The following is a 12575-nucleotide window of genomic DNA, read 5'->3' on the forward strand; positions in this document are numbered from 1 at the left end:
AATGAAAGAGTAGATATCTAAAATAAGCTTTTATTTAGAAGATATAGTTAACACCCACGGAATAATTCACTTCATCACTGCTATTGTTGCCGCCGTTATAATTAACCACACCGAATAATCCCAATTTATCAGTTAATTTAGCTGAAGCACCTAATTTAGCATTTACCCATTCTTTTTGTATCTCTGCGCCCTGACGCGTAAATGAAGTGGCGGTGCTATTCACTGCGCCAGCGACACTAATGGGATCATCATTAAAGTTGCGATGATAGCTAACTTCAAAATAAGGATTCACCGGCAAGGTTCGCGTATCTATTCTCCATCCCGCGCTCACCGTGTTTAACTCATGACGCTGATCGCCGAAATGCATAGAAGTACTGTTATTACCACGCTCGCGGTAGCCATCAACCTTATATTTATCATAGCTGTAACCTATTACTGGCCCGGTGGTCAGGTAGTCCGTCACGCTATAATCATAACCAAGATTCAACGCAACACCGAAGCTACTCGCTTGAGTGGAGCCTTTTTCTGTACGTACTGCTTTGCCCAACTGGATTTTACGGCTAATCCCATTCAGATCCATATCGCCAAAGCTAGTATCAAGGTTACCCCATAGCCCATTATCAGCCGTAGCCTGCATAAATAACGACATGACCTTGCCGTTGTAATCATACTTATAGTGATCGCTGACTTTGAAATCGCCAGCACCTGCACTCATCATTCCGCCAACGGCCAACCACGGTGCGGCTTGAATAGAAAAGCCAATATTCCCACTATTACTAGTATCTCGACCGTCTAAATCGCTATTACTGCTCTTTGCGTGACGATATTTACCGCTATAACCACCAAATACGCTGACCTTTTCCTCTGTAGGATTGGTACGTAAACTTTGCAGCTGTCCCTCTAAGAATGCGCGGTGTTCATCGTTAGCACTTTCCAATGCTTTAGATAGCGTAGTGGCATAATACGGAGCATCAATAACCGACATAATATATTGCGCAATGACAGCGTGCGCTTCTGGGCTTGGATGGAACCAATCGGAAAACATATAAACCTGATCGTCATGGAAGCTGGCACTAGTTTCCTTACATTGCGGAGCACCTACTCCAATTTGGCAAACTGGAGCAAGCACATTGTCAAAGCCATATTCCTTGCTCGAGGTAATAATCTCGTCAAATAGCTTACCTACATCAGCACGAACGATATTTCCATTCAGCTGCGCCAAACCCTGCTCAGTGCTGTAGTTAAACTGATCGGTCAGCGTATTTTCCATGTTCAGAATCATTTCATACACTTTTTCTGTTGCCTGTCGTGGTAACAGAACGCCATTTTCAGCTAATACCTGCTCAAGAGAATCTATAACAAACTGCTGGCGCTGAGCTTCGCTATCCACAGGACCTTTACTGCGCAAAGCGGTATCAAGTTGCTTATACAAACGAGGAAGATCCAGCACATTCTGGCCTAAAATCGTCTGCGCGAAGCTAAATAATGCGGTGGCCGTCCAAGGTGTTAATCCAGCTCTTGGCAGAGTTGGAACAATCACATAACCAGCTCCAGCGTCTAGCAGCATTTGAGTCTGAGTAACCACTGCGTCAGGTGCTGAAGAAAGCAAATAATCATTGCCCGTACTAAATAAACCACCAAAGTTTAATTTAGCAATCGACTGTTCAACGTCATAGGAAATATCGTTTGCCCCGATCCATAACATGTACAGACCATTTTTATCCGCCACACCGCCGTTCTGAGACAGATAGTAGTTAATTTGTAGATCGGTACGCAGCAAGCCGCTTGCATAGTTATCTGCCGTTGCGCCTGCTTCTGCGTAGTTATTGCCACCAAAGGTATAAGGCGCGTGGTTATCGCTAGCGTAATGTTCAGCTAAAATTTCATTGTAAAGTTTACTGTCTGAACCAGCAATAAATCGGCTCTGTGAGCCAATAAAACCACCATCGCTAAGGCTATCACCGAATGTATAAAAACTGTCAAACGCCTGAGCATGCGCTGAGGCCAATATAGACATGGCCAGTGTCGAATAACACAATACTTTTTTCATTGAAAGACTCTTTAAATTAATAGAAAGAGTGAACGAGAAATTAGAATCTCAATAAATAATTGAGATTAGTCTCGTCCATACGCATAAACTTAAATATTAATAAAACAACACTTAATATAGGTAGGTTCTTACCGAGGTGATTTTATTTCTCGAATTCCACTCAACTACATCAACTCCTTTTTTTGACATATTTCTTAAATTAAGCACATATTCGATAATGGAAGCATTATCGTTTGAGTAAATACGCTGAGCGTCAATTCTTGTATCCGAATGGTCATCAAGGCGTTCTTTATAAAACTCTTTTAAGTTTGCCTTGCCCATCATCTTCGTGGCAGCGTCAGCAAGAATGACATCCTCATGGCACATATCGGAAAGCTTATTTGTTGCATGGTGATTGAGACATTGAATGTATTGCACTGCAAGATGGCGCAGATATTCATTGCTATTGAAACGTGACGAAAAAGATTTTATTGCATGATTATCATAAAAATTGTAATAACCATTGTCAGCCAGAGGTCGTGTGACTACCGAAAGTCCATTAAGAACCAATTCGTTGAGACAGCTGGAGATGTAGTATTCACCGTTGATGACCGCGCCTTTTTTAATCACGCTTTTCGCCGCTTCGATGAAAATACTTCCCTTTCTGAAGTAAAAAAAGCCTGCAATGGCATCGCGGCTAATCGCTTTCTTCTCTGCAGACTCCACAACTTTACCCTCGCGATCTTTCTTCACGTAGGCCCATTTAGGATGCAATGACTCAAATGTGAGTACACCCGCATCCGCCTTCCGCTCACGGAAATCATTGATGATCTCCTGCGCATTGTCATTAATGAAATGATCTGCGGAAGCAATAATTAACTCATTCTCCGCATCGAAATTATCAATAGAGAGCAAGCAGCTACACAGAGAACCTTGGGTTTCTCCATGCAGAGGAATAACGGTTCCTTTGCCGTCTGTCACAATATTTACGATCGCGGAAAGACCTAGACTTTTATCTTGTTCAACCGGTAGCAAGAAAAGTCGCTGTGCTTCTTCTTCCAATGAGCGATAAATATCTTGTGAATACTCGAAGAGTGTTTTCTTGTTCACTTCATTAAGCAGCTTGGGATATGAAAATTCAGCAGACATTTCATACAGCGAAGCTCCGCCCATTGGCGTAATGATGGTGATCATTTTGCTGCCTCCTCAATATGAGCAATAAAACGCGAAATGTTGTCGTAGTTAACGTCGTGAACCGTATCGACCTCTAAAACATGGGCACCACTGGCCTTAGCTGCACGAATGCCATTTTCATTATCTTCAACAATGACGCATTCATCTGGCCGAAAGCCAAGTTGGCTAATGGCTTTATTGTAAATTTCCGGATTCGGCTTTCCTTTAACAACATCTTGGTTAGAGAGAAAGAACTCTAGGTGTTGAATCAGATTCGCCTTAGAGAGCATCACCTGAATAGTATTGCGGATTGAATTAGAGGCCACCGCCAGATGGTAACCATCACGCTTTAGCTGTGAGAGTGCAAACTCATGGTTAAACATTGGGTTACAAAAGTTGTACACCATCTCCATGGTATATTGCTGCTTCATTTCATTAATGAAAGTATGCAACTCACGTGACAATCCTTTTTCGTTAGACAACATCTCCAGCTTATCTTTAGTCGGTAAGCCATCAAACTTAGTGAGATGATCCTGATGACTGATGGGCATGCCAAATAACTGAAGGATCTTGTTTAGCGCTTCATAATGCCAATCCTTAGCATCAATCAATACGCCGTCCATATCAAAAATCACTGCCTTTATTTTATTCGCCATAAAATATCTCCTTGGCGTCGTCGGGAAAATCGGTACATAACATCAGATGCTTAGAGTTAAGTATTAATGGATCAAATGTCTTCATCAGACTCCACTCCTCTTGCGGGGATCTTTTATGCAATTCCGAGGATACACAACAAACGTTGAATCCTCGCCCAATGTAGTTCCTGATCGTATCTTCATTAACTAAACTGCGCTGAAACCCATCCAACCAAATACCTTTTGACTTTAATGCCAACGCACTTTCTTGCTCATACTCACTAATACGGAAATAAACCTCAACACCACTGCGGTTGTATTCCATCATGTCTGGAATCGACATATCAAAGCAGAAGTAGTTGGTTAGACCCCATTCATCTACATACTGTTTAATCCTGGGTGCCAATCCGTCTGATTTAATGTTCAATGCTAAAGGTAGCTTATTATCATAATATGTATGCAGCTTTAGAAAATCACTGAATGACATGCAGTCAGCATCGGGAATATCATGACTAATGACTAGTTCACCATGGTAATCTCTGATGTCCGTTTCTGTTCCATATCCTAAAGAAAATGAACGTTTAAACGCTTCATAAGTATTCTTCTCACTAGCGTGCTTCCAATATCCACGATGTGAAATAATCTGCATTTTTAGTTACCTATTAATGATATTTTTATATACATTTAAAGCGCTTTCGGTAGAACCGTTATATACCAGCTTGCCATGGTCCATAACCAAACAGCGAGTACATAATGCCTTAATTTGATTCTCATCATGGCTAACCAAAACAATGGTTTTCCCTTCTAACTTAATCTTTTTTATTTTCTCGATGCACTTAGCCTGAAATTGAGAATCACCGACGGCTAATGCTTCATCGATGACCAAAATATCAGAGTCTAAATGGACACCAATTGCAAAGGCCAAGCGTAAATACATACCCGATGAGTAAAACTTCACAGGAACATCAATGAAATTGCCAATTTCAGAGAAAGCAATAATATCATCCATCTTTTTTTTCACTTCATCGTGTGACATACCTAAGATGGCACCTGACAAATAGATATTTTCGCTCCCAGTTAACTCATGATGAAATCCTGTTCCCACTTCAAGCAAACAAGAATATGAGCCGTTAACCTTAATACGACCTGATGATGGTAAAATAATCTGTGTGAGAAGTTTTAATAATGTAGACTTCCCCGCGCCATTATGGCCCACGATCGCAACTGACTCACCTTTAGCAATAGAAAAACTGATGTCAGTTGCTGCGATAAAGTTCTCATTTTCATTATTTAACGGATTTTTTTGTTTAGAAAATGAGAAGATTTCTCGTAGGGTTTTATTATGTACTGCCTTCGAAGAGTAAATTTTGCTAACTGCGCTAAAATGTATCATTCCAAATCAACCACTTTTCTTTCATTAACTAAAAAGTATATTGTTCCTACAATAGTAATAGTTGCAGCGATTGAAAGGTAATATCCCATGGAAGGCTTGATTCCTCCATTCAGTAATGCATATCGCCCCAGCGAAATAATCCCAGACAGTGGGTTCATTTCATACCATCGCTTCATTTGCGCTGGAACAATCGATTGTGTATAAACAATCGGAGAGGCATAAAACAGCATCTGCATCGCAAGAGGGACAATATGCTTAAAGTCTTTATGTTTAACCTTCAAAATTGCCATAAAACACCCCAACCCCCACGCCAGTAATAGCGTTATCATCACGCATATAGGGAAATAAACCAGCATTGTGATAACATCAAATCGTATTCCCATAAAATAAAGTATCGGGATAAAAAAGATAACAGAGATAAAAAAGTCGATTAACGATACCGTCATACTCACCAAGCTCAATATCAGTCTTGGAAAATATATTTTCTTTATTATACCCATGTTATTTATCAGTGAATCACTCACGGAATTCATACAACCAGAAAATAAATTCCAAAGCAGAATACCAACCATCAAAACTGCAGCATAAGGCGCCTGATATTCAGGTGTTGGTAGCTTAACCAAAATACCAAATACAAAAAAGTAGAGTAGTATACTGACTAGCGGATTGATAACGGCCCAAATAAATCCTAAAGCGGTTTGTTTGTATCTTACAGTAAAATCTCTTTTGACCAGTTGCCAAATGAGATACTTTGCTGAAATTATTTCTGATAGGCGCGTAATACTATACGGGGTAGAGACAAATCCTTTCATTACTAGCACCTTTTACTGAATAATTTTATTGCAATATGTCGAACGTAGGGGATTTTAAGCAGCGAGGTTCTGATATAAAAATACCCTTTCATCATTTGAGTAATTAATACATGAACTCTATCGCTAGCACTCAGCGGCATTTTTATACCGAATAGATACAGATTGTAAAGTTTGAGCCAGTCAGAATATCGATAAATACTATGCAGCCCCTTAGAAGCATATACATCTTTATGTTTACTCCACTCAAAACCCAACTGTTCTGCGGTGTAAGGAATATAGTTTGATACATAGTATCGCTCAGAGTCTGATACTAGCGCGCTGGTTCTTTCTGAATTTCCGCTGAACACCATGCGTCCCGTTTTCTCTTTTATGCAGTTCACCCAAATATACTGCTCTGGTGCAAAATTCATAACGCTAAAGAAGAATTTAGAAGCGCATATTTTAAATAATTCGCTATTCGCCAAATCGATGTCAAATAAACGCAGCAGATCCTGTTTGTAGCCAATCAGCATAATATCACCGGGGTGAAAAAGATAAGGCAAGTATCCGCGTGCATCACGTGCAAATAAATTGCAGTTGATGACCCTGCGCTCAAATATGCTATAACTCTCTTCGCGCTTTAAGTTGTCGTCTTGCTGAAGGTGTTTCTCGATGAGTTGAATGGCATCATCATTGATCAGGCACGAATCTGAGCGAATTTTAATCACAATTGGATTGCGAGCCTCACTAATACCTGCCAAGGAAGAGACTATCATACGGTTAATATTACTCTTCAGCTTTGCATCACCATCATCGAAACTGATGGTACCAGGGTCTGGGCTATACACTAAACGTACATCCCATTCCTTCACTGCGCTCTCCAACTGCCTAATCAAATCTGGTTTTACTGCCCAGGTTGAGATAATAATTTCTGACAGAGGATAACTACTACGCGTTATTGCGAGATTATCAATCAGTGATTGCTGAAGTATTCCATCACAGAAGAAAGGTCCCTGAATTACTATGCTCAGGTTTTTCATTTATTCCTCTTTGCTTCCAAGAAAAGTTTTGCCTAGCCAGCCATATAATTTCAGCAGTGACTCCGTTTTCTTAACGCCAAGATAACCCATGCAAATATTTTTTAAAATCGCTCCCCGTTCTCCTAAATGGGCGACGCGTGTATAACTATTACTCATATTGAAAAATGACCAGAGTTCATTTCTGTAGTCGTCGTGCTTAGCTGAAACGATGAAAATATCGACGTCAAACTGTTCACTCTTCTTACTGAGAATTAACATTTTGACTAAGGTGATAAGATGTTCTCGATAAATATCATACTCTTTGTTATTGCTCACTTTTACAAAGACCAGGTAATGACTGCCGGTCAAATCTAAATCGAAATTTTTAGTTAACTCCAAATCAAACCCCATATTCACGACAATATATGGCTTTGATAAAAGCATGGGTATTTTGGTCAGAGTACTATTGTTACGCCATAACCCGTACTCTTCTTCTGTAACGCCTTCAACACTTAAATTCATTTCTGGCTCCTCAGCGTAAGTATGGTGTGCTGATACTTAGCAAGTTAGCTATCTCGCTCACTTTCATCGGTAAATAAGTTCCCTTATAAAAATGTTTAAGATAGAAAGCCGAGATCCATGTGCAAAGCGCTGTGGTGCTATTTTTCTTAATAAACCAATCTGTTTTCTTGCGGTAGAATGGTGAATAAACATACGAATGGAACAGTTGGTTGTTCAGAATAAAACTGCCTACCAACACACCTTTTTTCGTGTCAGGACTCGCTGAGGAAAATATAATTCTGACAACCTTAATGAGTTCATTGGGCGCCATTTCTTCGCATAAAATGTTGCGGCTAAAATCGTCGATGAACTCTGAAACACACGATAACTGTACCGTGACCTCTTTCATCACTGCTTTAATCAGTAAATAGCGCCCCATCCCACTCATTTTTGCCGACGTCACTTTGAGTAAAGTTTGCTTCGTCACGCCATATTTCTTGGCGAACGCATACATCCGCTTACGTGCATCTTCATCAGAAATGCGGAATAGAGGCTTACGGGCAACAAACGGTAAAAGCTCCATCAATGAGCGACTCATTTGCTCCTTGCCACGATAGTCTCGTATACCGACGTAGCCATAATAGTGGATCACCGAGCGCGCATTCATACTTTGCGTAAGCGTGTGCGGATTGATAATCGACGGTATACCTGCGGCGCTAGCCCTTATTCCATGTTCAATGTCTTCGTAGTCATTCCAGTACAATGCTTCATTCTGTGGACAAAATTGCCAGAGTGATTTTTTCGCAATGTACAGGCTGCCCGTTAAATAATCGTGACCAAACTGAGATCGAGCCGGATGCTGATAGCAATAGAATAGTTTGCTGATCAGCGGAATATCTTTTTTCCCGACATGATGAATATCCAACTCTCGCGTTAAATCTTGTTCAATGGAGTTGAAATCTGAATATTTACGCGGAATAAGATTATGTTTATCAACAAAGTAGAAAGACTGCAGGCCCGTAAAGGGATAGTGATCGCCAAACGCTACCATCGCAGACCAGAAATTGCTGGGCAGTAAGACACGGTCATGAATGATGCATAGATTTTCATAGCGTGCTTCCTGCGCCAAGACATTTTTCTTGCGCGTAATATGTACTGGGGGTGCCGGTATATCGGTACCCACAATGCGTACCTTATCGAAATACTTGAAATCTGGATGAGGCATTCCGCATAGCAAGATTTCCTTTTGCGGCACATCCAGCTCTAGGATACGCTCCACACAAGCATTTAAGAACGTCGGTTCATCTGGCCCGACAGGAATACAGAAACTCCATTGCTCTAACCCCTGCTCTTTTTCAACCGGCAGCCGCTGTACTTTTTCATAAATATCAAATCCTAACTCACTCGTCTCAATCCGCTGGAAAGCTTCATGATAATAAGCGCGCTCTAACATACTTTCAGTGGCAATAGCCTCTTTGATGTAGAGGTATTGGCCAACTTTCAGTTGATGTGCAACGTCCCACAAAAGGTGGGCGTACAAAGCTGAATCATTTTGTACGTTAATCAGTGCAACATCACCGTCAAACTCATTCATAAATCGTGACGTACCATTCACGATGAATTTGCGCGTACTGATATTGCCTTCAACCGGTGAAAAACTGATCAGCATGGTATTGTTCGGCTGCCTAAACATCGTTTCATTAATGCAAAAACGACGCTTAACAAAAACGTGTTTGAGTTTTTTGTCGTGTACGTATTGGATGAGTTGCATGACAGGTCAACTTGTTCAGTATTTTGACTTCAGAATTAGAAACTGAGCGCTTTTTGGCAAACAGGAAGTGATTTAAATAGATCCAAATCTTCCGGTGTACCGAGCCCGTACATGCCATTAGCTTCTTCGCCGACATTAAATACACCGATTCGCGCGCGATCACGTTCATACATATAGGTATAAACTGGTGCAACATAGAACTCACCATTAGAACGATCGTTGCAGGTAATCATGGCCTCAGCGAGTTCACAGAAATCACGCCCTGAGCGATAGTTATAAATCCCAACGGTTGCCTCATCAGAAACTACCTGTTTCTCTACTACGCGCTTAACCAGTTTTTTATTATCAAATTCTACATAAGACCACTTCGGGTCATTGGCTTTCATCGTCATAATGAGGCCATCAAGATTTTGTCCATCCATAGCAGCCAAATAGCTATCAATGTTGACGTCAACCCACTGGTCTGAATTAGCAATCATTAGCGGATCTTTATTACAAATAAAACGTTTAGCACAAAGTACGGTACTTGCTGCACCCTCAGTAATTCCGTCAATGGCAACCACGATGCATCCAGGCGCTAATTCCTCAAGAATCTCTTTAAGGTTGTAGGCTTTGAGGTGTTCTTTCTGGCAAATAAAAATAAACCGATGTAAACGACGAGGACGCAAATTGTTAATGACGAGTTCGATCATCCGACGATGCCCAATCTTGATTAACGGTTTGGGATCAGAATAACCTGCTAAGGCAAAACGACTTCCACGCCCTGCCATTGGGATAACAATGTTCAGCATGCTTCATCCTCTACAATATATTTATCGTTTAACGCGCCAGGTAATTTGACGACAGTAGTCACAGTGTCTTCGATGGCATAAAAATCGGTCGCTTCGCCTGGGGCTATCTCTATAATATCGCCTGCGATATATTCCACTCCAGACATCCGAACTCGGCCTGAAACTATCACCGTAATTTCCGTGGCAATTTTATGAAAGTGTCGGCGCTCGTGCTCTCCTGCGCGGAAATGTTGTACAGCAACTTCAACATTTTGGGTGCGAAAAAGTGAAGGCGTAAAGTCACCAACAAACCAACCCCTAGTCATTGAATCAATGCGTGTTTTTTTCATAAATTTAAAGATAATTGATTGAATTTAAATATGTTATGCCAAGCCATTCTGCGCACTTGATGCAGGCTTAGTATCAACTCATGTTAGTGCCTGGTTTCATTTAATAATTCATCGAGTAATGCAAGAAATGCGTAGGTTCTTTTGATCGTATTTTCGTTGGTAATTAAAGACTTCAGTCGCTCTTTTAACTCCAAATACTTCTCGTCTTGCACCTCAGCATCTGCAGGAGCAATTTGCGTATAGGTTTGAATCATCAACGCATCAATAAGTGCCTTAGGTAACGCTCTAGGCTCATCGCCATAGCGCACAAAATAGCTAACGCCTGGTGATGAGTTGACGCTAGATATATTTACCTCCAGCGGATCAAACTCGACAAATAGATAAGGTTGGAACATAGGTTCTATTTTCACTCTCACGCCACCAGAATCTTTCCTCTTCTTCTCAATCCTCATCATCGGGCAAAAAGTTCTAACGCCGAGCAGCGAAAGTGTGGTTTTAGCCTGTTCTATCTTCCCTCGTTTACAGCAAACTAAATACCATCCCATCACGGTTTTAACCCTTACTTTTCAACTAAAAATTAAGCAACCAGCTATAAAGCAGAAAAGCTCCGCCGTGATCTATCCATGTGGATATACCTAGATAAAATATAATTTTTCGCGGTCTATTTAGCAGAACCCGTTCGGGTTAAATGCCAAATTTATACAGACAAATGCTAAGCCAAACGACTAGATTCAGAATACTACTCAGCCTTTTAGACCATGTAAACACCAAATGTCAGATCAAACAACCAATCACTAACAAACAAACAGAATTTAAAACCACAAAATCACTGCTTTTAAGATTATTTAATTAAAATACAAGCATATTCACAAACAAAAAGATCGCCAATAGCTAATTGAGTGGTTTTTTACTTTTATTATCCAAAGAATTAATAAGATTTCTGGGGCACGATAAAATAATTCTTTTCCCGAGCATAGAAAATAAGCATATGTCTATAAAATCAACGTACAACTGGCCTTATTTCTCATACTAGGAAAAAGTAACCTTCAGAAACCAGTAATTTCTGTAATCAACTTCTTTCTTGAAATTAAAACTGCAAATCCACCGGTCGCTAAAAAGATGATTAGCGATACATAAATCTATATCGTGAGAAAAACGCGCAAAAAAACGATACTTCCGTTCGTACGCAATCGGTTAAATTATCCACATAGGAAAATGTTTAGTAAATTTATAAGGTAATCGGTCACTGGTTGTCTTACGGCGGAGCTTTGCCTAAATAAAGCTAGTACATACCCAATAATCACGATCCCACATACTTCTTTCGTTCTACTTCCACAACATAAACATCCAATTATTCATTTTATCCCGCTCTTATAGCGGCCTTTGGTATTTCTTTTTTGGAGTCTAGCTTATGTATAGATCGCATAACGTCTATTTATCTATTTTCGCGACTACACTGATATTTTCCCCCCATAGCGCGTTTGCCGATGAGAGCCCTTCCGCGGCTCCATTAGTTTCTATTTCAGATATCGCTAAAATAGGAACCGATATCGCAACAGGCAACATACCGGGGCTGATTTCTGATGTCATAAAAATACTGCCTAGCAATATTCATCTGGGGCCTGGCTCGACGTCATCCGGAACACTCACCGCCGCAATCGGCAACAAAGCATCATCAGACGGTACACTAACTCTCGCTCTAGGAAACAAGGTCTCTACTAAAGGGGTAGCAACGATTGCTGCCGGAAGTGAAGATAATGCCTCCGGCCTTTTGACGTCAGCTATTGGGATAAAAAATAACGCTGGAGGACTATTAACGTCCGCGCTAGGTATATCGAACACGAGCTCCGGCGTAGCCACTCTTGCCCTTGGTATGAATAACACGACCTCAGGATTCATGAACTCAGCCGTCGGCATAGGAAATACAGCCACAGGCGCATTCGGACTCGCATTGGGGAAAAATAACACCACTGATGGTGTCGCAAACATTGCGCTTGGATCGGGAAATTCAGCTAAAGGCCAATTAGGCGTTGCCGTCGGCAAAAACAACACCACCGACGGCACCGCTAACCTTGCTATTGGCTCCGGTAACACGGCTAAAGGACAATTAGGTGCGGCTGTCGGTACCAACAACACCACGGAT

13 protein-coding genes are annotated in these 12575 nt (G+C 41.0%); 1 reads left to right on the forward strand and 12 read right to left on the reverse strand.

The genetic code is table 11. The annotated features are described in order from the left end of the window. Positions 1-34: 34 nt before the first annotated feature. From M988_RS11655 to M988_RS11710, 12 genes are all read right to left on the reverse strand, one after another. A complete protein-coding gene (locus M988_RS11655) occupies positions 35-2050 on the reverse strand; it encodes an autotransporter outer membrane beta-barrel domain-containing protein (protein WP_064574229.1) in 2016 nt (671 codons plus the stop codon). Positions 2051-2161: 111 nt separating this feature from the next. Continuing rightward, the gene (locus M988_RS11660; RefSeq protein WP_039187635.1) at positions 2162-3223 is read right to left on the reverse strand and encodes a sugar phosphate nucleotidyltransferase; all 1062 of its coding nucleotides are present in this window, start codon (positions 3221-3223) and stop codon (positions 2162-2164) included. Then, positions 3220-3858: an HAD family hydrolase gene (locus tag M988_RS11665; protein ID WP_008813198.1), complete on the reverse strand. Its 639-nt coding sequence runs from the start codon at positions 3856-3858 to the stop codon at positions 3220-3222. The genes M988_RS11660 and M988_RS11665 overlap by 4 nt, the downstream gene beginning before the upstream one ends. Next, positions 3848-4486 carry a PI-PLC domain-containing protein gene (locus tag M988_RS11670; RefSeq protein ID WP_064574230.1) on the reverse strand — a complete coding sequence of 213 codons (639 nt, stop codon included), beginning with the start codon at positions 4484-4486 and terminating at the stop codon, positions 3848-3850. The genes M988_RS11665 and M988_RS11670 overlap by 11 nt, the downstream gene beginning before the upstream one ends. Before the next feature lie 6 nt (positions 4487-4492). Continuing rightward, the gene (locus tag M988_RS11675) at positions 4493-5230 is read right to left on the reverse strand and encodes an ABC transporter ATP-binding protein (RefSeq protein WP_064574232.1); all 738 of its coding nucleotides are present in this window, start codon (positions 5228-5230) and stop codon (positions 4493-4495) included. Next, on the reverse strand, positions 5227-6042 hold the full coding sequence (locus tag M988_RS11680; protein ID WP_064574235.1) for an ABC transporter permease: 816 nt from the start codon (positions 6040-6042) through the stop codon (positions 5227-5229). The genes M988_RS11675 and M988_RS11680 overlap by 4 nt, the downstream gene beginning before the upstream one ends. A gap of 2 nt (positions 6043-6044) precedes the next feature. Continuing rightward, positions 6045-7061 (reverse strand): WavE lipopolysaccharide synthesis family protein, encoded by a 1017-nt coding sequence (locus tag M988_RS11685; RefSeq protein ID WP_064574236.1) that lies wholly within the window; start codon positions 7059-7061, stop codon positions 6045-6047. Beyond that, the gene (locus M988_RS11690) at positions 7062-7562 is read right to left on the reverse strand and encodes a hypothetical protein (protein WP_008813193.1); all 501 of its coding nucleotides are present in this window, start codon (positions 7560-7562) and stop codon (positions 7062-7064) included. 10 nt (positions 7563-7572) lie between these two features. Further along, on the reverse strand, positions 7573-9312 hold the full coding sequence (locus M988_RS11695) for a hypothetical protein (protein WP_064574242.1): 1740 nt from the start codon (positions 9310-9312) through the stop codon (positions 7573-7575). 35 nt (positions 9313-9347) lie between these two features. After that, the gene (locus M988_RS11700) at positions 9348-10103 is read right to left on the reverse strand and encodes a glycosyltransferase family 2 protein (RefSeq protein ID WP_008813191.1); all 756 of its coding nucleotides are present in this window, start codon (positions 10101-10103) and stop codon (positions 9348-9350) included. After that, positions 10097-10432 (reverse strand): cupin domain-containing protein, encoded by a 336-nt coding sequence (locus M988_RS11705; protein WP_008813190.1) that lies wholly within the window; start codon positions 10430-10432, stop codon positions 10097-10099. The genes M988_RS11700 and M988_RS11705 overlap by 7 nt, the downstream gene beginning before the upstream one ends. A gap of 83 nt (positions 10433-10515) precedes the next feature. Further along, a complete protein-coding gene (locus M988_RS11710; RefSeq protein ID WP_008813189.1) occupies positions 10516-10977 on the reverse strand; it encodes a transcription termination/antitermination NusG family protein in 462 nt (153 codons plus the stop codon). 866 nt (positions 10978-11843) lie between these two features. Here M988_RS11710 and M988_RS11715 point away from each other — a divergent pair. Further along, positions 11844-12575 (forward strand): hypothetical protein (locus M988_RS11715; RefSeq protein ID WP_428838868.1); only part of this gene is annotated, 732 nt, incomplete at its 3' end.

The organism is Hafnia paralvei ATCC 29927 (genome assembly GCF_001655005.1).
GTDB classification, from domain to species: domain Bacteria; phylum Pseudomonadota; class Gammaproteobacteria; order Enterobacterales; family Enterobacteriaceae; genus Hafnia; species Hafnia paralvei.